The organism is Catellatospora sp. IY07-71 (assembly GCF_018326265.1).
Taxonomy (GTDB): Bacteria; Actinomycetota; Actinomycetes; order Mycobacteriales; family Micromonosporaceae; genus Catellatospora.
The window spans coordinates 6,819,623-6,845,621 of record NZ_AP023360.1 but is presented as its reverse complement, the minus strand read 5'-3'; the positions used below and the strand labels follow the sequence as shown (position 1 = coordinate 6,845,621).

22 protein-coding genes and 1 pseudogene are annotated in these 25,999 nt (G+C 73.1%); 16 read left to right on the top strand and 7 right to left on the bottom strand.

Features of this window, described 5'->3' with window-relative positions; translation table 11 throughout:
• Window positions 1–134: 134 nt before the first annotated feature.
• Window positions 135–1,697: a dolichyl-phosphate-mannose--protein mannosyltransferase gene (locus CS0771_RS30415; RefSeq protein WP_212844201.1), complete on the top strand. Its 1,563-nt coding sequence runs from the start codon at window positions 135–137 to the stop codon at window positions 1,695–1,697.
• Here CS0771_RS30415 and CS0771_RS30410 read toward each other — a convergent pair.
• Window positions 1,677–3,401: a bifunctional diguanylate cyclase/phosphodiesterase gene (locus tag CS0771_RS30410; protein ID WP_212844200.1), complete on the bottom strand. Its 1,725-nt coding sequence runs from the start codon at window positions 3,399–3,401 to the stop codon at window positions 1,677–1,679. The genes CS0771_RS30415 and CS0771_RS30410 overlap by 21 nt on opposite strands.
• A gap of 364 nt (window positions 3,402–3,765) precedes the next feature.
• Here CS0771_RS30410 and CS0771_RS30405 point away from each other — a divergent pair.
• From CS0771_RS30405 to CS0771_RS30365, 9 genes and pseudogenes are all read left to right on the top strand, one after another.
• A pseudogene (locus CS0771_RS30405) lies at window positions 3,766–4,134 on the top strand (LLM class flavin-dependent oxidoreductase); the annotation flags it as partial.
• 54 nt (window positions 4,135–4,188) lie between these two features.
• Entirely contained in the window at window positions 4,189–4,809 is a 621-nt protein-coding gene (locus tag CS0771_RS30400; protein ID WP_212844199.1) for an L-threonylcarbamoyladenylate synthase, read from the top strand.
• Window positions 4,810–5,145: 336 nt separating this feature from the next.
• Complete coding sequence (locus tag CS0771_RS30395; protein WP_212844198.1) at window positions 5,146–6,150, top strand: fatty acid desaturase; 1,005 nt, start codon at window positions 5,146–5,148, stop codon at window positions 6,148–6,150.
• 10 nt (window positions 6,151–6,160) lie between these two features.
• Window positions 6,161–6,439: an acyl carrier protein gene (locus tag CS0771_RS30390; RefSeq protein ID WP_212844197.1), complete on the top strand. Its 279-nt coding sequence runs from the start codon at window positions 6,161–6,163 to the stop codon at window positions 6,437–6,439.
• Window positions 6,440–6,441: 2 nt separating this feature from the next.
• Window positions 6,442–7,344 (top strand): cyclopropane-fatty-acyl-phospholipid synthase family protein, encoded by a 903-nt coding sequence (locus tag CS0771_RS30385; protein ID WP_212844196.1) that lies wholly within the window; start codon window positions 6,442–6,444, stop codon window positions 7,342–7,344.
• Window positions 7,341–8,576, top strand: a complete 1,236-nt coding sequence (locus CS0771_RS30380) for a cytochrome P450 (protein ID WP_212844195.1) — start codon at window positions 7,341–7,343, stop codon at window positions 8,574–8,576. Before CS0771_RS30385 ends, CS0771_RS30380 begins: the two co-directional genes overlap by 4 nt.
• The gene (locus CS0771_RS30375) at window positions 8,573–9,313 is read left to right on the top strand and encodes a thioesterase II family protein (protein WP_212844194.1); all 741 of its coding nucleotides are present in this window, start codon (window positions 8,573–8,575) and stop codon (window positions 9,311–9,313) included. Before CS0771_RS30380 ends, CS0771_RS30375 begins: the two co-directional genes overlap by 4 nt.
• Complete coding sequence (locus CS0771_RS30370) at window positions 9,294–11,003, top strand: fatty acyl-AMP ligase (protein WP_212844193.1); 1,710 nt, start codon at window positions 9,294–9,296, stop codon at window positions 11,001–11,003. The genes CS0771_RS30375 and CS0771_RS30370 overlap by 20 nt, the downstream gene beginning before the upstream one ends.
• 40 nt (window positions 11,004–11,043) lie before the next feature.
• Window positions 11,044–11,490 carry a PaaI family thioesterase gene (locus CS0771_RS30365; RefSeq protein ID WP_212844192.1) on the top strand — a complete coding sequence of 149 codons (447 nt, stop codon included), beginning with the start codon at window positions 11,044–11,046 and terminating at the stop codon, window positions 11,488–11,490.
• Between the two features lie 64 nt (window positions 11,491–11,554).
• Here the strand turns inward: CS0771_RS30365 and CS0771_RS30360 are convergent, their stop codons facing one another.
• The 3 genes from CS0771_RS30360 to map all read right to left on the bottom strand — a co-directional run bounded on the left by CS0771_RS30360 (window position 11,555) and on the right by map (window position 14,403).
• Window positions 11,555–12,397 carry a hypothetical protein gene (locus tag CS0771_RS30360; protein ID WP_212844191.1) on the bottom strand — a complete coding sequence of 281 codons (843 nt, stop codon included), beginning with the start codon at window positions 12,395–12,397 and terminating at the stop codon, window positions 11,555–11,557.
• 282 nt (window positions 12,398–12,679) lie between these two features.
• Window positions 12,680–13,513, bottom strand: a complete 834-nt coding sequence (locus CS0771_RS30355; protein WP_212844190.1) for a hypothetical protein — start codon at window positions 13,511–13,513, stop codon at window positions 12,680–12,682.
• A 122-nt stretch (window positions 13,514–13,635) separates the two neighbouring features.
• The gene (map, locus tag CS0771_RS30350; RefSeq protein WP_212844189.1) at window positions 13,636–14,403 is read right to left on the bottom strand and encodes a type I methionyl aminopeptidase; all 768 of its coding nucleotides are present in this window, start codon (window positions 14,401–14,403) and stop codon (window positions 13,636–13,638) included.
• Between the two features lie 36 nt (window positions 14,404–14,439).
• Here map and CS0771_RS30345 point away from each other — a divergent pair, with 36 nt between their 5' ends.
• A complete protein-coding gene (locus CS0771_RS30345) occupies window positions 14,440–14,688 on the top strand; it encodes a helix-turn-helix domain-containing protein (protein ID WP_212844188.1) in 249 nt (82 codons plus the stop codon).
• 138 nt (window positions 14,689–14,826) lie between these two features.
• Here the strand turns inward: CS0771_RS30345 and CS0771_RS30340 are convergent, their stop codons facing one another.
• Window positions 14,827–16,314 carry an MFS transporter gene (locus CS0771_RS30340; RefSeq protein ID WP_212844187.1) on the bottom strand — a complete coding sequence of 496 codons (1,488 nt, stop codon included), beginning with the start codon at window positions 16,312–16,314 and terminating at the stop codon, window positions 14,827–14,829.
• A 64-nt stretch (window positions 16,315–16,378) separates the two neighbouring features.
• On the opposite strand from CS0771_RS30340, the gene CS0771_RS30335 reads away from it, so the two are divergent.
• Window positions 16,379–17,338 (top strand): YafY family protein, encoded by a 960-nt coding sequence (locus tag CS0771_RS30335; protein WP_212844186.1) that lies wholly within the window; start codon window positions 16,379–16,381, stop codon window positions 17,336–17,338.
• Between the two features lie 32 nt (window positions 17,339–17,370).
• Here CS0771_RS30335 and CS0771_RS30330 read toward each other — a convergent pair whose 3' ends face one another.
• Window positions 17,371–18,975 (bottom strand): ABC-F family ATP-binding cassette domain-containing protein, encoded by a 1,605-nt coding sequence (locus CS0771_RS30330; RefSeq protein ID WP_212844185.1) that lies wholly within the window; start codon window positions 18,973–18,975, stop codon window positions 17,371–17,373.
• 178 nt (window positions 18,976–19,153) lie between these two features.
• Between CS0771_RS30330 and CS0771_RS30325 the strand changes: the two genes are divergently transcribed.
• Window positions 19,154–19,864 (top strand): hypothetical protein, encoded by a 711-nt coding sequence (locus tag CS0771_RS30325; RefSeq protein ID WP_212844184.1) that lies wholly within the window; start codon window positions 19,154–19,156, stop codon window positions 19,862–19,864.
• A gap of 13 nt (window positions 19,865–19,877) precedes the next feature.
• Here the strand turns inward: CS0771_RS30325 and CS0771_RS30320 are convergent, their stop codons facing one another.
• Entirely contained in the window at window positions 19,878–20,867 is a 990-nt protein-coding gene (locus tag CS0771_RS30320; protein ID WP_212844183.1) for a nitroreductase, read from the bottom strand.
• A gap of 434 nt (window positions 20,868–21,301) precedes the next feature.
• On the opposite strand from CS0771_RS30320, the gene CS0771_RS30315 reads away from it, so the two are divergent.
• The 3 genes from CS0771_RS30315 (at window position 21,302) to CS0771_RS30305 (ending at window position 25,613) form a co-directional block, all read left to right on the top strand.
• A complete protein-coding gene (locus tag CS0771_RS30315) occupies window positions 21,302–22,630 on the top strand; it encodes a diguanylate cyclase (RefSeq protein WP_212844182.1) in 1,329 nt (442 codons plus the stop codon).
• A gap of 67 nt (window positions 22,631–22,697) precedes the next feature.
• The gene (locus tag CS0771_RS30310; protein ID WP_212844181.1) at window positions 22,698–24,164 is read left to right on the top strand and encodes an NAD(P)/FAD-dependent oxidoreductase; all 1,467 of its coding nucleotides are present in this window, start codon (window positions 22,698–22,700) and stop codon (window positions 24,162–24,164) included.
• 3 nt (window positions 24,165–24,167) lie between these two features.
• Entirely contained in the window at window positions 24,168–25,613 is a 1,446-nt protein-coding gene (locus tag CS0771_RS30305) for a lipase maturation factor family protein (RefSeq protein WP_212844180.1), read from the top strand.
• Window positions 25,614–25,999 lie beyond the last annotated feature (386 nt).

The following is a 25,999-nucleotide window of genomic DNA, read 5'->3' as shown; positions in this document are numbered from 1 at the left end:
CTCGGCATGCCCGCCGTCCCACCGGCATGGTGCACGTGTCCGCGATAACACGACCCGTTCCGCGTAACCGTTCTCTACCGGGCGGCGGGAGGTGTCGGGCGGCGGGCGCGATCACGAGCGCCTACCATGCGGCCATGCCCCGTACGGTCCTGCTGCCGCCCCCCCGACAGGCGGGCACCTCCGCGACGCCCGTGTCCGATGTGCTGCGCCGCCGTCTCGCGCCACCGGTGCTGGACCCGTACGCCTGGCCCGCCGCGCTCCTGGTGACCCTGCTCGCGGGCCTGCTGCGGCTGAACAACCTGGCCAAGCCGCCGGGCAAGATCTTCGACGAGACCTACTACGCCACCGACGCCCACTGGCTGTGGGAAAAGGGCTTCGAGTGGAACGAGAACGAGAACACCGCCGGGTACGTGGTGCACCCGCCCCTCGGCAAATGGATCATCGGCCTCGGCGAGCAGGTCCTCGGCTATAGCGAGGCGGGCTGGCGCCTGGCCGCAGCCGTCTTCGGCACCCTCTCCGTGCTGATGTTCACCCGCATCGCGATGCGCCTGTTCGGCTCGATGATGCTGGGCTGCGCGGCCGGCATCCTGATGGCGTTCGACGGCATGCACTTCGTGCTGTCGCGCACCGCGCTGCTCGACATCTTCCTGATGTTCTTCGTGCTGGCCGCGTTCGGCACGCTGCTGCGCGACCGGGACCAGCGCCGGGCCAGGTGGCTGCGGTTCGTCGAGAGCGGCGGCGACCCGGCCGGGCGGGGACGCGGCAGCCGCCCGCCGCACGCGGTGCCGTGGTGGCGGCTGGCCACCGCCGCGCTGCTGGGCTGCGCGCTGGCGGTCAAGTGGTCGGCGCTGGCGTTCGTGCCGGTGTTCGTGCTGCTGATCCTGTGGTGGGAGGTCGGCGCGCGGCGCAGCGCGGGGGTCCGCAACCCGATCCGCGACACCTTCCTCGACGAGATCGGCTGGCTGCTGGCGGGCCTGCCGATCATGCTGGCCGTGTACCTGGCGTCGTGGAGCGGCTGGCTGGCCGGCGACGGCGGCTACGCCCGGCACTGGCTGCGCGACAGCGGCCAGGACGAGCCGCCCGTGTGGGGCGCGCTGCGCAACCTCATGCAGTACCACGAGCTGGCGTACGGTTCGCACCAGGCGATCACGACGGCCACGAACCCGCACACCTACCAGTCGGCGGGCGAGTGGGCGCCGATCCAGTGGCTGCTGCTGGGGCGCCCGGTGCTGTTCTACCGCAACGGCGACGCGCTGTGCGGGGCCGACAAGTGCATGGCCGACGTGCTGCTGCTGGGCACGCCGCTGCTGTGGTGGAGCTTCCTGCCCGCGCTGGGCGCGGCGCTCTGGTTCGGCATCGCGCGGCGCGACTGGCGGGCCGCGGCGATCCTGGCCATGGCGGGCGCGGCGCTGATCCCGTGGTTCTTCTACCCCCAGCGCACGATGTTCTACTTCTACGCCATGCCCGCCGAGCCGTTCCTGATCCTGGCCGTGGTGTTCGTGCTCGGCGCGATCATGACGAGCCCGCCGGGCCGGCCGCCGGACGAGAACCGGCGGCTGGCCGGGGCGGTCATCGCGGGCGCGTACGTGCTGCTGGTGGTTCTCGCGTTCGCGTGGTTCCACCCGCTGTACACGGGCGAGTCGATCCCGTACGACGACTGGGGCAGGCGCCTGCTGCTAGGCGACCGCTGGACCTGACGCCGCGCCTGCGCGGGCCAGCCGCTGCCGCAGCTCCGGCAGCGGCAGCGGCATACCCAGGTGGTATCCCTGGGCGAACGGCACGCCGAGTTCGGTCAGCGCCGCGAGCTGCGCGCCGTTCTCCACGCCCTCGGCGGTCACCCGCATGCCCAGGCCGTGGCCGAGGTCGGTGAGCAGCTTGACCACGGCGTGGTCGCGGGAGTTGTGCAGCATCCCGTCCACGAACCCCTGGTCGATCTTCATGCCCTGCACGGTGAGCGAGGACAGGTAGCGCAGGTTGGTGGAGCCCGCGCCCATGTCGTCGAGGGTGAGCAGCACCCCGTGCCGGGTCAGCCGCTCCAGCCGCGCGCGGGCCGCCGACAGGGCCTCCAGCTCGGCGTCCTCCGGCAGCTCGATCCGCAGCCGGTGCGCGGCCAGGCCGGTCTCGCGCAGCACGGCGAGCACCGTGTCGTCGAACGCGGTGGCCAGCGTGGACGTGGAGAGGTTCACGTTGACCTGGTCGGGCGCCGCCGCGTGGCCGAGCGAGCTGATCAGCTCGGCCAGGTCGGTGCAGGCGCGCCGCAGCACCCACGTGTCCAGCAGCGGCATCAGCCCTGCCTGGTGCACCGCCGGCAGGAAGCGTCCCGGGCCGAGCAGGCCGTGTTCGGGATGCTGCCAGCGGATGAGCGCCTCGATCGACTGGACGCGGTGGTCGCTGAGCCGCACGATCGGCTGGTAGTGCAGCCGCAGCTCGCCCTGTTCCAGCGCGGCTTCCAGCCGGTCGCGGCCCGCGGCCGCCGACGGGCGGGCCGACGCCGCACAGGTGTCCGCTTCGAGCTCGACGCGGTTGCCGCCGGCCTGCTTGGCGCGGTACATCAGAGCGTCTGCCGTGTCGACGAGGGCCTGCGGATCGGCGCACCGGGCGGTGACCGCCACGCCGATGCTGGCCCGCATCCGGGGCACGGCGCCCGCGTGGCCGTCGCGGGCGGTGATGGCGAGCAGGCACCTGCGGCCGAGGTCTTCGGCGACGGCGGCGGGGTCGCCGTCGCGGGGGAATCGCGAGAGCACGGCGAACTCGTCGCCGCCGAGGCGGGCGGCCACCTCGCCGGGCCGGGTCGCCTCGCGCAGCCGCCGCCCGACCTGGGCCAGGGCGGCGTCGCCCTGGCGGTGCCCGAGCCGGTCGTTGATACGTTTCATCCCGTCCAGGTCGATGAACGCCACCGCAACCTCGTCGCCGTCCTGCTCGGTGGCGGCGCAGGCGGCCATCAGCAGGTCGAGGAACTTGGCACGGTTGATCAGGCCGGTCAGGTCGTCGTAGTGGGCGCGCTCGGCGAACTGCGTGGCGACGACGTCGAACAGCCGGACCGCCGGGATCACGCCGAGGCCGCCGCCCTCCAGATCGACCAGCACGTCGTCGTAGCGGTGCTCGCGCGGGCGTGCGTGCATCTCCTCCGAGGCGGCGACGGCGGTGGTCCGTCCGGGCAGCCGCAGCGGGTGCCAGTAGGCGATCGCGGCGGCAGGGACGCCGGGGCCCGCCTGGCCGGCCGCGGCCGCGGCGTCGAAGCGGTGGCGCATCACCAGGCCCAGCCGGTCGCCGTCGGCGACGGCGACGGAGGTCGCCTGCGGGTCGGGTCGCAGGATCGCCGCGATGCGGTCGCAGCCGGCTTTCGCGTCGACCACCGCGAGCTCGCGGGCCAGCGTGTCGAGTGGGGAAGCGTGGGGCACGGTCCCTCCTCAGGTCGGGGTCGTATCCCAGGCTAACGACTTTGGAAAAGGTTTTCCCTGGTCAGCGCCCCGTTTCCCGGCCGCTCGCCGGATATCCATGCATTTTGCCGCATCGCGGCAGGCCAATGGCGACGTCTCGCGGTGGGTGTCCGTTTTCGGCTGCATATTGAGTGTGAGCTGCGGCATTGGTGGCGCTCTTCACCAATTCGCGGTTTGTCGGCGCGCGGGGCTCACCTGTGCTCTTCGCGTGGCGGTGATCCGGGCCCGGGGCGGTCCGCCGCCGCCGCTGCCCGGCGCATAAGCTAGCGTTCCGGTCGGAAATACAGGAATGGCGTGCCGGGCTGAGTGAGCAGTCGGGCTTCTCCACGTCATCGCCCGGCCGACCGCCGACGAGGCGTGGGCCGAGGCGGGCCGGCTGCTGTTGGGAATGGACCCGGCGCGTATCGCCGCTGCCCAGCAGCGCTTCGCCCAGATGGAGTCCGTCGGCCAGGCGCGCATGGCCGCGCTGCACGGCGGCCGGGCCGACAGCCTGGTCGTCGCCCCGAACCCGTGGGCGGGTGTGGGCCTGGTCCGCGAGGGTGCGGGCACCGCGCTGGTGGGCAGCTACGCCGAGGTCGCCGCGCGGCTGAGCGAATACGCCGCGCTGGGCGTGGACGAGTTCATCCTGTCCGCGTGGCCGCACCTGGAGGAGGCGCGCCGCGTCGGCGAGCACGTGCCGCCGCCGGTGGGCTGAAGCCGCTTCGCGTCGGACACCCGCGGTGGCCGCGCGGCGTACTACCCTCGGCGTGTGGCCAGGTATTTCGACGTGCACCCGGACAACCCGCAACCCCGTGCGATCCGTCAGGTCGTCGACATCGTGCGCGAGGGCGGGCTGATCGCCTACCCCACCGACTCCTGTTTCGCCTTCGGCTGCAAGCTGAGCGACAAGGCGGGGCTCGACCGCATCCGCGACATCCGGAAGCTGGACGAGCGGCACCACTTCACCCTGGTCTGCCGCGACTTCGCGCAGCTGGGCCAGTTCGTCAAGGTGGACAACTCGGTGTTCCGGCTGGTCAAGGCGGCGACGCCGGGCCGGTACACGTTCATCCTGCCGGCGCTGCGCGAGGTGCCCCGGCGCATGCTGCACCCGAAGAAGCACACCGTCGGGGTGCGCATCCCCGACCACCCGGTCGCGCTCGCGCTGCTGGAGGAGCTGGGCGAGCCGCTGGTCTCCAGCACGCTGCTGCTGCCCGGCGACGAGGAGCCGATGACGCAGGGCTGGGAGATCAAGGAACGCCTCGACCACCTGGTCGACGCGGTGATCGACTCCGGGGAGTGCGGCACCGAGCCGACCACCGTGGTCGACCTGTCCGAGGGCGAGCCGGAGATCCTGCGCGTCGGGGCCGGGGACCCGTCCCGTTTCGAATAGTGCCCGCGGTATGCGCATGTGACGATTCATCGCCTGGGGAACCAGCGCCCGGATCGCCGCTCCGGTGAATTCTGCGTGAATCACGCGTCCAACGTGGACGGTCGCTGTCGGATGGTTTACCGTGCCTCGGCGGCGGACCGTCGACACGCACGATGACCAGGCATGCCATCAGCTGATGTCTATGGTTGTACGTCCTCGGTGAGAGTTTGTTCACGACATATTTGCACGCTGAGGGCCGTGCACCGTCTTGCGGTGCCCCGAGGGCTCGCCTAGCATGGCTCCCTGTTGCACTCAAACATCTCAATATTCAAGGCTGCCTCAAGGATGGGGGTTGAGATGGCGCAGGACGGTTCGGTGTTCGCCACCCACAATGCCGACTTCGTGGTCGAGAGCGGAGCGGACCACCGTAAGAAAGCAATCAGCAATCCTTATATCCACCGCCTGCAAAGGCGCCACTTCCTACTCTTCGACGTCCTTCCGTTCTTCGGGATGGCGGCCGCGATCGCGTTCCTGTGGGTCCACCCGTTCGGCGCGGTCGAGCTGGCGCTGCTGTTCGGCATGTGGCTGCTCACCGGCATCGGGGTGACCGTCGGCTACCACCGCCTGTTCACCCACCGCACCTTCCGGGCCAAGCCCTGGGTGGCCGCGGCGCTGGCGATCCTCGGCTCGATGGCCGGGCAGGGCGGCATGGTCTCCTGGGTGGCGCTGCACCGCCGCCACCACGAGTGCAGCGACCGCGAGGGCGACCCGCACTCGCCCAACCTGTCCGGCGGCGGCTTCACGGGCCGGCTGCGCGGGCTGGTGCACTCCCACTTCCTGTGGATGCGCCGCCACGAGTACCCGAACATCGTCCACTACGCACCGGACCTGCTGAAGAACAAGCCGCTGATCCGGGTCGCCCGGCTCTACTACTACTGGGTCGTGCTCGGCCTGATCCTGCCGGGCGTCATCGGCGGGCTGGTCTACGGAAGCTGGCAGGGCGCGGTCAGCGGCCTGCTCTGGGGCGGCCTGGCGCGGATCTTCATCCTGGAGCACATCGTCTGGGCGATCAACTCCTTCCTGCACATGTTCGGCACCCGCCCCTACGACTCCCGCGAGAACAGCCGCAACGGCGGGGTGTTCGCCCTGCTCACCCTCGGCGAATCGTGGCACAACAACCACCACGCGTTCCCCGAGTCGCCCTCGTTCGGCCTGGACTGGTATCGGCTGGACCCCGGCTACTGGGTGATCCGCATGCTCGCCGTGGCCGGGCTGGCCACCGATCTGAAACTGCCGACCAAGGACCGGCGGGTGGCCAAGCGCCTCGACCGCCGTGCCGCCTCCGCCAACGCCGCAGCCTAAGGAACCGCAGATGACCACAAGCGACATCGCCAGCCTGACCCAGGACGACCTCACCGCGTGGTGCCGCCAGGCCGTGGCGGAACTGCTGGAGATCCCGGTGGCCGACGTGGACCCGGCCGCCGACTTCGACCGCCTCGGCCTCGACTCGGCGCTGGCCGTGTCGCTGCTGATCGACATCGAGGAGCGCTACGGCGTGGACCTGCCGCCGGAGGCGCTGTTCGAGAACCCGACCCTCAACGCCGTGAGCGCGTACCTGCACACGGCCATCCAGCAGCAACGCGGGCAGTGACCGTGGCGGTGCAGACGCAGGAGCAGCGCGCCGACGAGGCGGCGGCCGCGATCCGCCACCACTACGACGTGGGCAACGACTTCTACCGGCTCTGGCTGGACGACTCGCTGAGCTACTCCTGCGCGCTGTGGGACGGCCCAGACGACACGCTGGAGCGGGCGCAGGAGCGCAAGCTGCGCCACCACCTGGACGCGGTGCGCGCTGACGGCGCCCGGCGGGTGCTCGACATCGGCTGCGGCTGGGGCGCGATCCTGGACCGGCTGGCGGTGCAGCACCGGGTGGGTCAGTCGGTCGGGCTGACCCTCAGCGAGGAGCAGGCGGCGTACGTGCGGGCGCAGGGCCTGCCCGGAGTCGAGGTCCGCATCGAGAACTGGATGCACCACCAGCCGGCCGAGCCGTACGACGGCATCATCTCGATCGGCGCGTTCGAGCACTTCGCCCGGCCCGACGAGTCCCCGGCCGAGAAGGCGCGGATCTACCGCGAGTTCTTCGAGCGCTGTCGCGGCTGGCTGCACGACGGCGGCGCCCTGTCGCTGCAGACCATCGCGTACGCGAACATGTCGCCCTCGGACGCGAGCAGCTTCATCCAGCAGGAGATCTTCCCCAACGCCGACCTGCCCACGTTCGCCGAGATCGCGCAGGCCGCCGAGGGCGTGTTCGAGATCGAGTCGGTCGGCAACGGGCGGCTGGACTACGCGCGCACGCTGGAGGAGTGGGGCCGGCGGCTGCGCGCCAACCGCGAGCTGGCCGTCGAGGTGGCCGGGCCGGAGACGGTCGCCCGGTACACGCGCTACCTCAAGCTCTCCGCGCTCGGCTTCCGGATGGGCAAGCTGTGCCTGCTGCGCCTGGTGTTCCGGCCGTACAGCGCCAGGCTGTTCGACGCGCGAGGGGTGACGCCACGATGAGCGTGCAGGCGGCCCAGGCCCGGTTCAACCCGTTCAGCGCCGAGTTCCGGCGCGACCCGTATCCGGCGTACCGGCAGCTGCGCGAGACGAAACCGGTGCACCGGACGATGGGCATGTGGGTGCTGACCCGGCATGCCGAGGTGCGCGAGGTGCTGCACGACCGCACCTTCGGCGCCGGGCTCATCCCGGCCCTGGTCCGCCAGCACGCGAGCCGCTTCGGCTTCGACGACGTCGGCCAGCTCGAGCGGCTGGGCGAGAAGTCGCTGGTCTTCACCGACAACCCGGAGCACGCCCGGCTGCGCGGCATCGTCAACCGGGTCTTCACCGCGCCCGCCGTGGCGCAGCTGCGCCCGCGCATCGCCGCCCGTGCCGCGGAGCTGATCGACGGGGTGTGGCGGCACGGCGGCGGGGACTTCGTCGCCGACGTCGCCGCGCGGCTGCCCGTCGACGTCATGTGCGACTGGATGGCGCTGCCGGACAGCCTGCGCGCCCAGGTCGGGCAGTGGACCCACGACGTGCGCTTCCTGCTCGAACCCGGACTGATGAAGAGCGAGGACTTCGCGCACGTCCGCGAGGTCGTCGCCACCTTCGCCAAGGCCCTGGACGAGGTCGTCGCCGCCCGCCGCGCCGAGCCCGGTGACGACCTGATCAGCCGGCTGCTGGCCACGACCACCGCGGGCGGCGACCGGCTCACCGACGAGGAGCTGGTCTTCGTCTGCGTCATGTGCTTCGTCGCGGGCAACGAGACCACCAAGTCGCTCATCGGCAACGCGCTGCTGGCCCTGCTCCAGCATCCGGACCAGGACGAGCTGCTGCGCCGCGAGCCCGAGCTGGTGCCGCGCATGGTCGACGAGGCGCTGCGCTACGACTGCCCGCTGCAGCAGACAAAGCGCCTGGCCACCCGCGAGGTCGAACTCGGCGGCCAGCGCATCGCGCCGGGCGACCAGGTGCTGGTGTGCCTGGGCGCGGCCAACCGCGACCCGGAGGTCTTCGCCCGGCCCGACGAGTTCGACATCACCCGCGACGCCCGGCGGCACCTGGCCTTCGGCCACGGCATGCACGGCTGCCTGGGCGGCCTGCTGGCCGAGGCGCAGGCCGCGATCGTGTTCGAGACCCTCGGTCAGCGGCCGGAGCGCTTCGAGCTGGGCTCGGGCGGCCTCGACTGGCAGGACCACAGCTTCATCATCCGCGGCCTCAAGGCGCTGCCGGTCACGGTGCGGGGCACCCGGTGAAGGGCTGGCTGCGCTACGAGCCGTCGGACGCGCCCGTCGCGCTGCTCTGCCTGCCCCACGCGGGCGGCGGCGCCGCGTCGTTCAGCCGCTGGCTCGGGCTGTTCCCGCCGTCGGTGCTGCCGGTGCGGGCGCAGCTGCCGGGCCGGGAGGACCTGGCCGCGCTGCCCGCGCTGCGGACCGTCGCGGCGGCCGTGACCGGGCTGGCCGCACAGCTGCGCGCGGAGCTGGACCGGCCGCTGGCCCTCTACGGGCACAGCATGGGCGCGATCATCGCGTTCGAGCTGGCCCGGCACCTGACCGCGGCAGGCACCCCGCCGGTGCACCTGTTCCTGTCCGGACGCCGCGCGCCGCAGCTGCCAGCCCGCCGCCCGCAGATCCACCGCCTGCCCGACGACGAGTTCGCCGCCGCGCTGGAGACCTCCGGCGGCACCCTCAGCGGCGCGGGCGGCAGATCCTTCCTGCGGTACGCCGTTCCGCTGATCAAAGCGGACCTGGAGCTGACCGAGGAGTACGTCTTCCAGCCGCTGCCCCGGCTCGGCTGCCCGGTCGACGCGTTCGTCGGCACCGAGGACCCGGTGGTCGACGCCGACGAGGTGCACGCCTGGGGCGAGCACACCGACGGCCCGTTCCGGGTGCACGCCTTCTCCGGCGACCACTTCTTCCACCAGCAGCACCGGGTCGCGATCGCGGCGACGATCGCCGAAGGGATCCGCGCGCGTGCCGCCGTTGTTTCCTGAGATCCTGGCCGCCCGCGCGGCACGGACGCCCGACCGCCGGGCGTACGTCTTCCTCGGCGAGGACGAGACCGAGGCCGCCGTGCTCACCTACGGCGAGCTGCACCGGCGGGCGCTCACGGTGGCCGTGCACCTGACCGGGCTGTGCGCGCCGGGCGACCGGGCACTGCTGCTGTTCCCGCCGGGGCTCGACTTCGTCGTCGGATACTTCGGCTGCCTGCTGGCCCGTGTGATCGCCGTGCCGGTGAACCGGCCCCGCAAGCACCGCATCCAGGACGCGACGCTCAGCATCATCGCCGACTGCGCGCCCGCCGTGGTGCTCACCGACAGCACCCTGGCCGAGTCGGCCCGCCGCAACCTGCCGGAGCTGGCCGCATCGGCGGCCTGGCTGGAGATCGACCGGCTGGACCCGGCCCCCGGCGGCGGTTTCGAGCCGATCGCGTGCGACCCCGGGGACATCGCGTTCCTGCAGTACACGTCCGGCTCGACGGCCGCGCCCAAGGGCGTGATGGTGAGCCACGGCAACCTCATCGCCAACCAGGAGCACATGACCCGCGCCTTCGGCCACGACGCGGACTCCACCGTCGTCGGCTGGGCGCCGCTCTACCACGACCAGGGCCTGATCGGGAACGTGCTCAACCCGCTCTTCGTCGGCTCGACCAGCGTCCTGATGTCGCCGCTGGTGTTCATCCGCTGGCCGCTGCGCTGGCTGACGGCCGTCTCCCGATACGGCGCGCACACCAGCGGCGGCCCGAACTTCGCCTACGACGCGTGCGTGGCCCGTGCCCAGAAGCAGGGCCTGCCGGACGTGGACCTGAGCAGCTGGCGGATCGCGTTCAACGGCGCCGAGCCGGTGCGGCACGAGACCCTGCGGCGGTTCACCGAGACGTTCGCGCCGGTCGGCTTCCGCGCGGAGGCGCACTTCCCCTGCTACGGGCTCGCCGAGGCCACGCTGATGGTCGCCGGTGCGGGTGCCGGGCGGGGTGCGCGGACGTGCGAGGCCGATGTGGACGCGCTCGCCGCCCGCCGTTACGAGCCTGGCGAGCCGGGCCGCGGTCAGACGCTCGTGGGGTCGGGCACGGTCGCGCCGGGGCAGCGGGTGCGCATCGTCGACCCGGAGACCGGGCTGCCGCGCGACGACGGGGACATCGGCGAGATCTGGGTCAGCGGCGGCAACGTCACCCAGGGGTACTGGCGCAACGAGGTCGCCACGGCGGCGGCGTTCCAGGGCCGGCTCGCGGGCGACGAGCACGCGTATCTGCGTACCGGAGACCTGGGTTTCCTGCTCGACGGCGAGCTGTACGTGGTGGGCCGGCTCAAGGACATGATCATCATTCGGGGCCGCAACCACTACCCGCAGGACATCGAGTACACCGTCCAGGCCGCGCACGAGGCCCTGCAGGAGGGCGGCTGCGCCGCGTTCTCGGTCCCCGGACCGGACGGGGAACGGCTGGTCGTGGTCCAGGAGATCAGGCGCGAACGGCTGTGGGAAGCTGACCGGATGGATGTCGTCTCGTCGATCCGTGCCGCGGTGACCCGCGAGCACGACGTGGCGCTCGGCGACATCGTGCTGACCAAGCCCGTCCAGCTGCAGAAGACCAGCAGCGGCAAGATCATGCGTGCCGCGGCCCGGCGCCGCTACCTCGACGCCGACTTCGACGTATGGGCGCCGCCCGCGCCCGTCACGGCCTGACCTGCCCCGAAACCCGCCCCTCGACCTGCCCGGAGGACCGATGGAACCGATCGACGACCGCCCTGTCGCCACCTTGGAGATCATGCGCGAGGTCATCAAGGCGTCCCCGTTCAACGCGCTGCTCGGCGCGGAGATCCTGGAGTGCGGCAAGGGGATCGCCGAGCTGCAGCTGCCGATCCGCCCCGAGCTGACCCAGCACCACGGCTTCGCGCACGGCGCGGTGGTCGGGTGCGTGGCCGACAACGCCTGCGCCTGGGCCGCGGCCTCGGTCGTCGGCGACGTGGTGACCGCGGAGTACAAGCTGCACCTGCTCGCCCCCGCGATCGGGGACAGGCTGATCGGGCGCGGCCGGGTGATCCGGGCGTCGTCGCGGCTGGTGACCGCGAGCTCCGATGTGTACGCGGTCAAGGACGGCAAGGAGCGCCACGTCGCGACGATGCTGGCCACCATCATGCCGGTGGGCAGGCCGCCGCGCGCCAAGGAGTGACCATGCGCCAAGCGCCCGCCGGGCCGCGGTAACGGCTTGGCGGGCGCTTCGCGTGCCAGGGCGGTCAGGCGTACAGGTCGATCCGGCCGAAGTTGATCGGGCGGTCGGCCACGGTGTGCCAGGTGTCGTCGTCCGCGCTCCAGCTGTGCGAGATGATCCCGCCGTCGGCGCGGGCGGTGCGGATGAACATCCAGCCCGTCCCGGCGCCGTCGGCCTCGGTCCAGCGGCCGGTCTGCGGGTCGCGGTAGAAGCGGCTGTCCGGGAAGTCGTGGCCCGCGGCCGGTACGCCGTGCGGCGACGACGTGCTGTCCATGACCCGGATCGCCCACTCGCGGTAGCTCGGGTGGGTGTCGTCGACCAGGTGGCTGCCGGTGCCGATGATCGCCATGTGGCCGCTGCCGCCGGACGAGCCGTCGTCGTACCGGATCGCCATGATGTCCCCGGCCTCCAGGTTGAAGTACGGGAAGACGTGCAGCTCGAAGCCCCGGATGTCGGGGATGTCGTCGGTCCGGTCGAGATCGGCGGCGAACGCGTCGTGGAACTCCGCGCTGTCGGGGAAGCTGTCGCCGAACTCGGCGGTGAACCACGAGCTGGTCGCCCAGCCGAACCGGTGCGACAGCAGCCGCCGCACGAACGTGGCGCACTGGCTCACGTTGAGGTACGTGGTCGGCTGGTTCGGGGTGCCGAACGTGATGCGGCTCGGCGTGCCGTAGTAGTTGTAGGCGCGCTCGGCCGGCCAGCCGATCGCGTCGAGGTTGGTGATCAGCTCGGTCGCGCTCGCGGCGAGCTGGCTGCCCTGGACGGAATCGGCCTGTGGGCCGTCGGCCGCGGCCGGGGTCAGCGTGAGCGCGAGCGACGCGACGACGGTCGTCGCCGTGATCGCGAGCCGCCTGGTGGTGTTCCGCACGTCCAGTCCTTCGCGGTATGCCCTTTCGGGAGCGCCACGGTGGCGCGTGAAAGGAATTCTGGAAGGTGCGCGGGAGTGAATTCTCTCGAATATCCGCAGGTCCGGCGACCGTCCTTCGATGACGGATGTATTACAGCGTCCTGCCTGGACAGTGCGGACGGGATCGCGCTGTGAACGACGCCACGGCGGTTGTGTGCACTATTACCATTCGGCGCCGGCGGCGGGTGCGGGAAGTGTCCGGGAGACGACTTTCCCGACCCGCCGGGCGTTAATGCGGTTGCGTCAGGACGCGGTGGTCTTGCGGCCCGCGGTGCGGATCCAGCCGTACGCGGTGTGCCGCGGCACGCCGTAGTGGTCGGCGATGACGCTGGCGCTGCTGCCGGCCTGGCGCAGCACCTCGGCGAAGTCGTCCGGCAGCCGCCGGTAGGTCCGGCTGCCGCCCGCGGCGCCGTTGCCGGACGCCTCGGGCGCGACCGCCTTGCGGGTGGCCTTCGCCGGTGCCGCGCTGCGGGCGGTGGTCTTCGCGGAAGCCGCCTTCGCCGGGGTGGCCTTCGCGGGGCTGTCCGCCGTCCGAGGGGCGCGACGCGGCGACGCCTTACCGGCGCTCGCCTTGGTGACGGCCGCCATCGCGGCGTCGGCCTTCGCCCGGCCCTCGGCCGCCGACCCGGCCGACGCGGCGGTCCGCTTGGCCGGAGCCCGGCCTGCCTTGGCGGGGGCGACCGCGGTTCGGGCCGCCTTGGCGGCCTTCGCCGGCACCCGGCCGGTCGTGCTGGGCTTGGCCGGAGCCGGGCTCGCGGGTGCCTTCGCGGTGCCCGCGCCCGTCTGCGTGGCCTCAGCCGGTGCGGACTGCGCCTTCGCCGTCCGCCCTGCCGGGGCCGGGTGCCCGCCCGCTGCCGAGCCGCCGCCCGCCGCCGAGCCGCCGGTCGCGGCGATGACGGTCTGCACGAGCTGGTTGAGGTCCAGGACGGGCAGGTCGCCGGGCCGCAGGCCGCCCCCGCTGCCGGGCTGCAGGCGCAGCTCGCGTACGGTCGCCGCGCCGTCCACCAGGTCGAGGCGGACGGTGGTGACGGCGAGCTGCGGGTCGTCGGGCGTGATGGTGACGGTGTACGAAGTCATGTCGCGGCCTCCAAGCCTGACTCCGCCGGTGCGGTTAACCCCGTCGTATGGCCGGTCCAGCGTGAGAGTGTCCGCTCAAGCTACTCCAGGGAAACTTGTCGGCCAAACGGAGTATGCCGTGCTCACGCAGTGGTGAGCACGACCGGACCGTCGGTGGTGACTGCGATGGTGTGTTCGGCGTGCGCGGCGCGGCTGCCGTCGGCCGTGCGGATGGTCCAGCCGTCGGCGGCGGTGACGGAGTCGTCGCTGCCGCTCTCCACCAGCATCGGCTCGATCGCGATGACCAGACCCTCGCGCAGCAGCAGTCCGCGCCCTGGCCGGCCGGTGTTCGGCACCGAGGGGTCCTCGTGCATCCGGGTGCCGATGCCGTGCCCGCCCATGCCCTCGGGCAGGCCGTATCCGGCGGCGCGGGCGACGGTCTCGACGGCGTGGGAGATGTCGCCGATCCGGTTGCCCGGCACGGCCGCGGCGATGCCCGCGGCGAGCGCGCGCTGCGCGGTCTCCTTCAGCGTGCGGGCACGCTCGTCGATCGCGCCGACGCCGACGGTGACCGCCGCGTCGGCGTGGTAACCGTCGAGGTGGGCACCGCAGTCGACGGAGAGCAGGTCGCCCTCGGCGAGCACATGGCGGCTGGGGATGCCGTGCACGATGTGGTCGTTCACCGACAGGCACACCACGGCGGGGTAGGGCATGGGCGCCCAGCGCGGGTGGTAGCCGAGGAACGAGGGTTTGGCGCCTTCGGCCGCGATCAGGTCGGCGGCCAGCAGGTCGAGTTCGTCGAGGCGTACCCCCGGCCGGGCGGCGGCGGAGACGGCGGACAGGGTGCGGGCGACGATGCGGCCCGACTCGCGCATCGCGGCGATCTCCGCGGCGGTTCTCAGGATGACCATGGGTGGTATTTTAATACCATGATTAGAATCGGTGCCATGGTACGCACACCGCTGACCGAGGAGGAGCGCCGGCGCGGGCTGGCGCTGGGCCGCACGCTGCAACGCGCCCGCGGCGACCGCAGCGCCGCCGAGGTGGCGCTGCTGGCGGGCATCTCGCTGGACACCCTGCGCAAGATCGAGCAGGGCGTCATCGCCACCCCCGCCTTCTTCACCGTCGCCAACCTGGCCCGGGTCCTCGACCTCGACCTCAACGACCTCGCCGCAGACCTGGCCATCCCGGTCTGACCGGCAAGGGGGGCGGCCCGAGCGGGCCGCCCCCCTTCAAGATCGACCGACTTGCCTGGCAGGTGGGCGTATCTTGAACGCGCATACGCCCGTGTGCCCGGCAAGTCGGTCGATCTTGGGCTGGGTTGATCGCGGTGGTCAGACCAGTGCGGGCTCCCGCTCCGGCAGTTCGGCGGCCGCCGGCTCCTGCTGCGGGACCGCGGCGGGCTGCTCGTGGCGGCGGACGTGGCGCGGCAGCAGGAACGCCAGGCCGAAGGCGACCGCCGTCAGCGCGATGGCGACCAGGGTGACCCGCTCGGAGGCCACCAGGAACCCGGCCGCCTGGCCGGTCGTGCCCGCCGCGGCGAAGAACACCGTGCCCAGCACCGCGACCCCCAGCGAGGCGCCGAGCTGCTGGATCGACTCCAGGATGCCCGAGGCCGAACCCACCTCGTGGTCGGCGATCTCACCCATGATGACGTCGAACAGCGGCACGAAGATCATGCCCATGCCCAGGCCGTACACCAGCAGCGGCAGCGCCAGCGTCCAGCCGCCGATGCCCAGGCCGTACTGGGTGAACACGGCGTAGAGCAGGATCAGGCCCACCGCCATCAGGGACAGGCCCAGGTGCAGGATGCGCCGGCCGAGCTTCGCCATGGTCCCGGCGCTGAAGCCGGAGCCGAGGAACGCGCCGATCGCCCACGCCGACATGGTCACGCTCGCCCGCAGCGGGCTGTGGCCGAGGCCGAGCTGCAGGAACAGGCCGACCGCGAGCGAGAAGCCGACGATGGCGCCGAAGAAGACCAGCACGAACAGCACCCCCGAGGTGTACGAGCGCTTGCCGAACACGCTCAGCTCGACCAGCGGCGTGCGGCCCGCGCCGCGGCGGCGCTGCTGGTGGGCGGTGAACAGCGCGAGCACCACCACCGAGGCGGCCAGCATGACCCAGACCCAGGCCGGCCAGCCCAGCTCGCGGCCCTGCATCAGCGGGAACACCAGCAGGAACATGCCCACCGCGGCGAGCACCGCACCGGCCGCGTCCAGCCGCCGCGGCCGCAGCACACCGTGCCCCGCCGGGAGCGCGCGCAGCCCCGCGATCAGCGCGAACGCGCCGAGCGGCAGGTTGATCGCGAACACCATGCGCCAGCCGGTGCCGAATACGTCGGCGTCGACGAGCAGTCCGGACACGACCGGGCCGAGGATGGTGGACAGGCCGATGGCCGGGCCGAACACCCCGAACGCCTTGCCGACCTCCGCCGGGCCGAACAGGTCCCGGATCAGGCCGAAGCCCTGCGGGATCATCACGGCGCCGAACAGTCCCTGCACGATGCGGGCCGCGATGAGCGACTCGGGCGACCAGGCCGCGGCGCACAGCGCGGACGCGGCGACGAAGCCGACGACCCCGACGAGCAGGACCCGGCGGCGGCCGAACATGTCGCCCAGGCGCCCGCCGGTGAGCAGGCCCACGGCCAGGGCGAGGGTGTAGCCGGCGGCGATCCACTGCAGGTCGACGTACGTGCCGTGCAGATCGGCCAGGATGGCGGGGGCGGCGACGTTGACGACCGTCGAGTCGAGCAGGTTCATGAGGGTCGCGGCGAGGATCGCCATGAGGCCGAGCCAGCGGCGGCCGTTGCTGATGTTCTCCATGCCGTAGACCCTGTCAGGCCATTAGGAACAATACGTTCCTAATACGTACGGCAGAATCGAAGACATGTTGGAGACCTCGGCCCGCCTGCTCAAACTGCTGTCCCTGCTGCAGACCCCGCGCGAATGGTCCGGCACCGAACTGGCCGGCCGCCTGGAGGTGAGCACCCGGACCGTGCGCAACGACGTCGACCGGCTGCGCAACCTGGGTTACCCCGTGCACGCCACGCGCGGCGCCGTCGGCGGTTACCGGCTCGGTGCCGGGGCGAACCTGCCCCCGCTGCTGCTCGACGACGAGGAGGCGGTGGCGGTCGCGGTCGGGCTGCGCACCGCGGCGGGCGGATCCATCGCCGGAGTGGAGGAGACCTCGCTGCGGGCGCTGGCCAAAGTGGAGCAGGTGCTGCCGGTGCGGCTACGGCGGCGGGTGAACGCGCTGCAGACGTACACCGTGGCGGTGCCGGCCCGGCGGCGCGGGCCGGAGGTGGACCCGCAGGTGCTCACCACGCTGGCGGCGGCCTGCCGCGACCAAGAGCGGATCCGGTTCGACTACCGCGCCCACGACGGCACCGCGACCCGCCGCGAGGCCGAGCCCTACCGCCTGGTCAACTGGGGCCGCAAGTGGTACCTGGTCGCCTACGACGTGCAGCGCGGCGACTGGCGCACGTTCCGGGTGGACCGGATCGAGCCGCGCACGCCGGGCGGGCCGCGATTCGCACCCCGCCCGCTGCCCGCCGAAGACCTGGCCGCCTACGTCTCCCGCGGCGTGTCCACCGCCACCTGGCACTACCGGGCGCGCATCGTGGTGCACGCGCCCGCCGAGCTCATCGCGCAGCGGCTGCCCGCCACGGCAGGGTCGGTCGAGGTGATCGACGAGCACACCTGCGCCGTCACCACCGGCTCGGACACCCCCGAGAGCCTGGCCATGTGGATCGGCCTGCTGGACGCCGACTTCACCGTCCAGGACGCCCCCGAACTCTCCGCCGCCCTGCGCCACCTGGCCGCCCGCTACCAGCGCGCCGCCGGCTGACCTCCGGCCCGCCCGCCACGGTCCGAGGCGGGTCACAGGCGGAGTTCGCGGCCGGGCCAGCGGGAGCGGAGCCAGCGGTCGTGGCTGGCGACGACGATCGCGCCGGGGCCGCTGCCCAGGGCTTCCTCCAGCTCGTCGGCGAGCCGGGGCGACAGGTGGTTGGTGGGCTCGTCGAGCAGCAGCAGCTCGGGCGGGTCGGCGATCAGCAGGGCCAGGGCCAGCCGGCGGCGCTGCCCGACCGAGAGGTCCCCGACTGCGGTGCCGAGGTCGCGCGGGGCGAGCAGGCCCAGCGCCTGCAGCGGCACCGCCTCGGCCCGCGCCGAGCCCAGCGTCTGCTCGTACGTGTCGCGCGCGGTCCGGTCCGGACGGCCGAACACGGTGTCCTGGGCCAGCATGCCCACGGTCAGGCCGCGGCGGCGCCGCACCTCGCCCGCCGCGTCCAGCCGTCCGGCCAGGACCGCGAGCAGCGTGGACTTGCCCGCCCCGTTCGGGCCCGTGATCAGCAGCCGGTCGGCCGCGGAGACGTCGAGCCGGTCCAGGACCAGCCGACCCGGCACCCGGACCCCGCGCAGCGACAGCAGCGTGCCCTCGGCGGCGACGGCCGCCAGCGGAGCCTGGAACCGTAGCGGCTGCGGGGGCTTGCGTACCTGGTCGCGTTCCAGCTCGTCGAGGCGGCGGGCGGCGTGGCGGACCCGGCGGGAGATCTGGTTCTGCACCCGGCCGGTGGTGTGCCCGTAGCCCATCTTCTCGTTGTCGCGGCGGGCGCGGCCCGGTGCCACCTGATGGGCGGTCACCGACACGGCGCGGCGCAAATCGGCCAGCTCCTCCTGCTCCTCCTCGAACCGGCGCTGCCAGCGCTCCCGCTCGGCGACCCGTTCGGTCTGGTAGGCGGTGTAGTTGCCGCCGAAGCGCAACGGGCCGTCGACGGCCGGGTCGAGGTCGACCAGGTCGGTGCAGACCGCGTCGAGGAACGCCCGGTCGTGGCTGGCCACCACGACCACCCCCGGCAGGCCGCGCAGCTGCTCCTCCAGGAACGCCGCCGCGGCGTCGTCGAGGTGGTTGGTCGGCTCGTCGAGCAGCAGCGCCGACGGGCGCCGCACCAGCAGCGCGGCCAGCGCGAGCCGCCCGCGCTGGCCGCCGGACAGCGAACCCAGCGTGCGGTCGTGCGGTGTCGCGCCCAGGCCGAGTCCGGTGAGGACCAGCCCGGCCCGCCGGTCGGCGTCCCAGGCGTCGTGCTCCTGGGCATGGTCGAGGCGCTCGCCGTACGCGGCCAGCAGCTCGCCGTAGCCGGGGGAGTCCGGTGCGGCGTCGGCGAGCTCACCGGTGAGCCGGTCCAGTTCGGCCAGGTCGTGACGGGCCTCGCGCAGCGCGTCGGCGAGCACGTCGGCGATCGTCGCCGCCGCGTCGAACGGCATCTCCTGGTGCAGGAAGCCGAGATCCGCCGGACGGGTGACGCTGCCGGAGTCGGGTTCGTCCACCCCGGCGAGCAGCCGCAGCAGCGTGGATTTGCCGGCGCCGTTCTCGCCGATCAGGCCGATCCGGCGGCCGGGCGCGACGGTGAGGGACACGCCGTCGAGCACGCGGCGGGTGCCGAGCGTACGGACAAGGTCGTGCGCGAGCAGGGGAGCATGAGACATGGGACACCACCGACGAGGTCGATTCGATCACCCGCCGGGCGGTGCCTCGGTCGCGGGTGCGGGATGGCGTCAGTGGCTCACATCGCCGACCAAGATACGCCGCGTCCGCCGCGACCTGCAAACGGATAGCGCGGATCACTCCCGCTGCCTAGGGTCGGCGAGAAGTGGGGAGGCGCTGATGGGCTCGGGATACCTGTGGGCCGACGACACGGCCCCGGCGCACGTGCGCTCGGCCGAGCCGGGTGGGCTGGTACGGATGCCGTCGCCCCGGCCGCCGTGGCTGGTCGTGTACACGGCACCCGGCCGCGTCCTGGTGACTGGCTGGCCGGGCCGGCTGTGGCGGGTGGAGATCATGCCCCCGGCGGCGGAGCCGGAGCGGGCGGCGCTGGCCGAGATCACGGCGCGGATCGCGCCGGGCGCCGGGTACACCCATGCGAGCCGCGTCGAGGTGGTGGCCGAGGTGTCCCCGGCGCTGCCGTTCGGTGCGCACGGCGATGCGGTGGCACGGGTCGTCGAGGCCGGGCAGGCGCTGGACGAGCCGACGGCGCACCGGCTGGCCGAGGCCCGCAGACCCGAGGCCGGGCGCGCCTACGTCCACGCGTGGCTCCGCTGGTCGGCCGAGCCACGCGGGTGGGGGGTGAACTCGCCCGTCGGATCCGGACTCGGGCTGCTGGGCACGGTGGTCCAGGCCAGTGCCCGGCTGCGCGGCGGGCCCGGAGCGTGGGTCGTGGACGGCGACGGCGAGAACGTGGTCGCCGAGCCGTGGTGCTCCGCCTACGGCGCGCTGCGCGAGGCAGCCCTCGCCTACGGCGCGCCGCATCTCGTGGACGGAGCCGCCCGCGAGCTGCTGGCGGCTCCGTGGGACACGGTGTACGGCCCGCTGCGCTGACCCCGGCATCGGCTCAGTCGTCGGCGTCCACGCTGGTGGTCTGGTCGAACGGCAGCCGCGGGGTGCGACCGGGCAGCCCGTGCTCCGGGTCGGCCATCCCCAGCCGCAGCACGATGTACGCGTGCCCGAGCTGGGACAGGATCCGGCGCATCATGGCCCGGGTGCCGTCGATCTCGACGACCTGGCTGAACGGCAGCACGGCGAGCCCCTGCGCGGTGGCGTGCAGCCATACCGCCGACAGGGCCTGCCCGGCGCGCAGCCAGGCGGCCCGGTCGTCGTCGTCGCCGAACAGCACCACGTAGGTGGAGGCCTTGTCGTGCCCGCCGCCGACCTCCAGCGTGCCGCGGGTGCCGAAGTCCCGCTCGCCGACGTCGGTCTCGGGCCGCCGGTCGGGGATGACCTCGGGGGGCAGCCCGGTCCCCGCGGGGCGGTCCGGCCCGGTCCAGCGCGCCGTCTCGGCCTGCCACGCGGGTTCGGCGGCGGCCGCGTCCTCGGCCCGCGACACCGCGACCACCAGGTCGGTGACCTGGTCGGGATTGAGCCGGTGCAGGTGCACGCCGTACCGGCCGGCGATCTCGCGCAGCTCGTCGACCTGCTCGGCGGTGACCGCGACGTCGACGGTGGGCCGCCGGTCGGTGTGCCGCAGCCGCAGCGCCTGCATCAGCCGCATCGACTCGGGCGTGACCGGTACGTCGCCCGTCGAGGTCAGCACGGCCAGCAGGCCGGGATCGGCGGGGTCGGGCAGCATACGCACGTCCACGGCCTGCCCCGCGGCGCGCAGCGCGACTTCCGCGTGGTGCAGCGCGGCACCGCAGCTGACGGTCAGCATCCGGCCGTCCGGGTCGGTGCCGGGCAGGGCGCGCGCGGGATCGGTGCGCAGTTCGAGCCGGTCGGGGTGGACCGACCAGTGCCACGGCTGGGTGTTGTGGATCGACGGTGCGTGCCCGGCCGCCTCGGCGGCCTGCGCGTACGCGGCGCCCGGTGCGCCGTGCGATGTGGTCATCGGTCCCTCCGTACGTCTATGGCTCCAGTGCACGCGACGGCGGCTCCTGCGGCCAGGAGCGAAGTGCCCGCCGCGACCGGGACTTCCGACCTCCTAACCGGTAGATCAACCCGGCGGATGCGGCGTGACGTGCGCGTGTTCTATCAGGACCGGCGGCGCCGCCGGACGGTCCGCGTCCCGAGCCCGCTGACGCCGGCAGTTCGCCTGGCTCGGCCGGCGGCATGGGCGCGGCGGGCACGGTGCCGACGGCCCCGTCGGCGAGGTCGGCTCGCATGGTCGTCACCTCCCACCGGGAACGGCTTGACCCTCACGAAGGGTAACCATCGGCGGGGCGCGCGTCATCCGCCCGGCGCTCCCGGCACCGAGGGCGGGCCGGGTCGCTACTGTTGCCGTATGCGCTGTTCAGCGCGGTGCCCGGCGGTGGGGACCCCGCGATGAGAACGGACATCAGGCGCTATTTCACCCGGCTGCCCTGGTCTCCGGGCACATCGCGGCGGTCGAGCGTGCGGGACCGGTTCGCCCGCGTCGGCCCGCGGCTCACCCTGCTCATCGTGGTGCTGTCGGCGCTGCTGCCGCTGCTGGGGCTGCTGGCCGAGCGGGAGCAGCGCGCTGCCGGGGTGCGCGGGGCGCGCGCCGAGGCGCAGCAGTTGGCCGAGGTGATCGCGCATGACGTCAGCGAGGACGCGGACGGTCGGCAGGGGGCTGACCGGGCCCGACTGCGGCAGCATGTCGCAGAGCTGAGCGCCCAGGTGGGCGGGGACATCGAGATCGTCGACCTGCGGCGCAACGTGCTGGCGGCGACCATGCCCGAGGCGCAGGCGCGGCAGCTCGGCGCGGACGCCGGTGGCCAGATCGCGGCCACCGTCCGCGACGGCCTGCCCCGCGTCATCAGCCACGACGCCGGCGAGGACATGCTCAGCCTGATGGTCGTGCCGATCCGGACCGACGGCGGCATCGTCGGCGCGGTGCTGCTGGACTACACCGGCATCACCGACGACCTGCTCGACTCGAGCGCCTCCGCCCGGCGTAACACGATCATCGCCGCGCTGGGCGGCATGGCTGTGGCCCTGGCGCTCGGCTGGGCGCTGTCCCGCGGCCTGGTGCACGATCTGCGGCGGCTGACCGCGGTGGCGCACCGCTACGCCGAGGGCGAATACGACGTGCGGGCGGAGGTGTCCTCTCGGGGTGAGATGCGCGAGCTGGCCGCCGCGTTCAACACGATGGCGGAGCGTATCGCCGAGCGCCGCGCGGTGCTCACCGACCTGGCCACCACCGACGCGCTGACCGGCCTGCACAACCGGCGCGCGTTCCGCACCAGCCTGGCCAGCGACCTGGCGCGCGCCGAACGCGGCGGCGATCCGCTGGCTCTGTTGATCATGGACCTCGACCACTTCAAGTCGATCAACGACGAGTACGGGCACCTCGGCGGCGACGCGGTGCTACGCCACGTGGGCGCGGTGCTGCAGCGGGAGCTGCGGGCCGACGACGTGGCCGCCCGGCTCGGCGGCGAGGAGTTCGGCGTGCTGCTGCCCGGCGCCGGACACGACACGGCGATGGCCATCGCCGAGCGGCTGCGGCTGGCGATCGCGCGCATGGTGACCGTGTACCAGGAGCGGTCGCTGTCGGTCACCGCGAGCTTCGGGGTGGCCGCCTATCCCGAGCACGGGCGGACCGCCGGGGAGCTGGTCGAGCAGGCTGACGGCGCCCTCTACGACGCCAAACGCGCCGGGCGCAACCGGGTCTGCACCCCGGCGGCGGCCTAGCCGAGGTGTCGAAGCAGGCCCCGGCGGGTAAGAGGCACGTCCGAGGGCACTTGTATCGGGGCGGAGCGTGGTGGTCGCTGCCGGAAGGTTCGACGTCGACGCGGTGGTGGTGGGCACCGGCCCGAACGGGCTCGCCGCCGCGGTGACGCTCGCCCGGGCGGGCCTGCGGGTGATCGCGTACGAGGCCGGGGACACCGTCGGGGGCGGCGCCCGCACCGAGGAGCTGACCCTGCCCGGCTTCTGGCACGACCCGTGCTCGGCGGTGCATCCGCTGGGCGCCGGCTCGCCCGTGTTCCGGACCTGGCCGCTGGAGCGCCACGGGCTGCACTGGCTTGAGCCCGACGTGGCGCTGGCACACCCGTTCCCCGACGGCACGGCGGCGACGCTGACCCGCTCCGTCGCGGCGACGGCCGCCTCGCTCGGGGTGGACGGGCCCGCGTACCGGCGGCTGGTCGGGCCGTTCCTGGGCCGCTGGGACGAGCTGTCGGTGGACGTGATGCGGCCGCCGCTGGCCGTCCCGCCCCGCCACCCGCTGCTGCTGGCCCGGTTCGGGCTGCCCGGGGCGCTGCCCGCGGCGCTGCTGGCGCACCGGTTCCGCGGCCGCCACGCGCGGGCGCTGCTCTCCGGGCTGGCCGCGCATGTGCCCACGCCGCTGCGCACGATCGGCACCGGCGGGGTGGCGCTCATGTTCGCGCTGGCCGCGCACGCCGTGAGCTGGCCGATGGCGCGGGGCGGATCGCAGCGCCTGTCCGACGCGCTCGCGGCGTACCTGCGTGAACTCGGCGGGCAGGTGGTGACCGGCTGCCCGGTGAGCCACCTGGACGAACTTCCCCGGGCCAGGGCGTATCTGCTGGACGTGGTGCCGCGGCACCTCGCCGCGCTGGCTGCCGGGATGCTGCCGGACGGCTACCGGCGGCGGCTGCGGGCCCTGAAACCCGGTCCGGCCGTGTTCAAGCTCGACTACGCGCTGTCCGGCCCGGTGCCGTGGACCTCGCCCGCCTGCCGCGAGGCGGGCACCGTGCACCTCGGGCCGAGCATGGCCGAGATCGACGCCTCGCTGCGCGCGGTGCGGGCGGGCAGGACCGCGGACCGTCCCTTCCTGATCACCGCGCAGCCCGGCCGGTGGGACCCCGGCCGCGCCCCCGCCGGGCAGCACGTGTTCTGGGCGTACGCGCACGTGCCGAACGGCTGGGACGGCGACCTCACCGCCGCGATCGAGGCGCAGCTGGAACGGTTCGCGCCCGGCTTCCGGGACCTGGTGCTGGCCCGCGCGGTCGCCGGGCCCGCCGAGGTGCAGCGGCGCAACCCGAACTACGTCGGCGGCGACATCGCCGGCGGCCGGTGCGACGGCCTGCACCTGCTGCTGCGGCCGACGCTCGCGCCCGTGCCGTACACCACCGCGCACCCGGCGGTGTTCCTCTGCTCGTCGGCGACCCCGCCCGGCCCGGGCGTACACGGGATGTGCGGCTACCACGCCGCCCGGGTGGCGCTGCGGCGCGTGTTCGGCATCCGGGCCCCGGCGGCGGACGGGTGAGCGATGGACTGGTTCACCGCGCAGGACCAGTGGTGGGGCCGGATGGTGTTCCAGCGCGGCCTGGCCGCGATCTACCTGGTCGCGTTCCTGGTGGCGGTCAACCAGTTCCGGGCGCTGCTGGGCGAGCACGGCCTCACGCCGGTGCCGCGCTTCCTGGCCCGCATCCCATGGCGGCAGTCGCCGAGCATCTTCTACCTGCACTACTCCGACCGTTTCCTGTCCGTGGTGGCCTGGACCGGGGCCGCCGTGTCCGCGGGGTTGCTGGCCGGGGTGGGCGACCACGTTCCGCTGTGGCTCGCGATGGCGCTCTGGCTGCTGCTCTGGGCGCTGTACCTGTCGATCGTCAACGTCGGCCAGCTCTGGTACGCCTTCGGCTGGGAGAGCCTGCTGGTCGAGGCCGGGTTCCTCGCCGTGTTCCTCGGCAACGCCTCGGTCGGGGCGCCGGTGGCGGTGATGTGGCTGCTGCGGTGGCTGCTGTTCCGGCTGGAGTTCGGCGCCGGGCTGATCAAGATGCGCGGCGACCGGTGCTGGCGCGACCTGACCTGCCTCTACTACCACCACCAGACCCAGCCGATGCCCGGCCCGCTCAGCCGCCTGTTCCACCTGCTGCCCCGCCCGCTGCACCGGGCCGAGGTGCTGGCCAACCATGTCACGCAGCTGGTGGTGCCGTTCGGGCTGTTCCTGCCGCAGCCCGTGGCGAGCGTGGCCGCCGGGATCATCCTGGTCACCCAGCTCTGGCTGGTCGCCTCGGGCAACTTCTCCTGGCTCAACTGGATGGCGATCATCCTGGCCGCCTCGGTGATCGACTACTCGCCGCTGCTGGGCGCGGCCCCGGCGGCCGGACCCGGACCGATCTGGTTCGTGGCCCTCGTCGCTGCCGCCGTGGTGCTGGTGCTGGTGCTCAGCTACCGTCCGGCCCGCAACCTGTTCTCGCGGCACCAGCTGATGAACACCAGCTTCGACTCGCTGCGCCTGGTCAACACGTACGGCGCGTTCGGCAGCGTGACCAAGGTCCGGCACGAGATCGTCATCGAGGGCACCCGCGACCGCCTCCCCGGCCCCGACACCGTCTGGCAGGAGTACGGCTTCAAGGGCAAACCCGGCGACCCGCGCCGGCTGCCACCCCAGGTCGCGCCGTACCACCTGCGCCTGGACTGGCTGATGTGGTTCGCCGCGATGTCGCCGCTGTACGCCCACCCGTGGCTGCTCACCCTGCTCGGGCGGCTGCTCGCCGACGACCGGCCGGTGCTGCGCCTGCTGCGCCACAACCCGTTCCCCGACGCGCCGCCGACCTACGTCCGTGCGCTGCTGTACCGCTACCGCTTCACCAGCCGGGCCGAGCGACGGGCCACCGGCGACCGCTGGCACCGCACCCTCGTCGACGAGTTCGTCCCGCCCGTCGCGCTGGAACACGTGCCCGCCGAACGGCGGCGGCACCGTCCCGGGTGATCACCCGTGTCCTGTCCCACCATTGCGCATGACAGCGGCGTTAGATTGACTCCATTCGCGACGATGGGCGCATGACGCTGACCGACGGGCTGCTGTGGCAGGCCGAAGACCAGGGCCGGAACTGGCGGCGCTGGATCCTGCGCGCCGCCGTGACCGCGCTCGTCGCCGTGGGCGGCGTGCTGGCGGCCGTGGCCGGCTGGCCGGTCCACGGCTCGGTGGTGGCGGGCGGCGCCGCGCTCGTCGCGCTGCTCGGGCTCGGATACTGGGCCCGGGATCGGGCGAGGGTCGTCGAGATCCGGTCGGTCGGCGGCGACGCGCCGGAGCTTCACCTGCGCACCGTCACCGGTCGCGTGGACCAGGTCGCCGTGGCCGACATCGGGAGCATC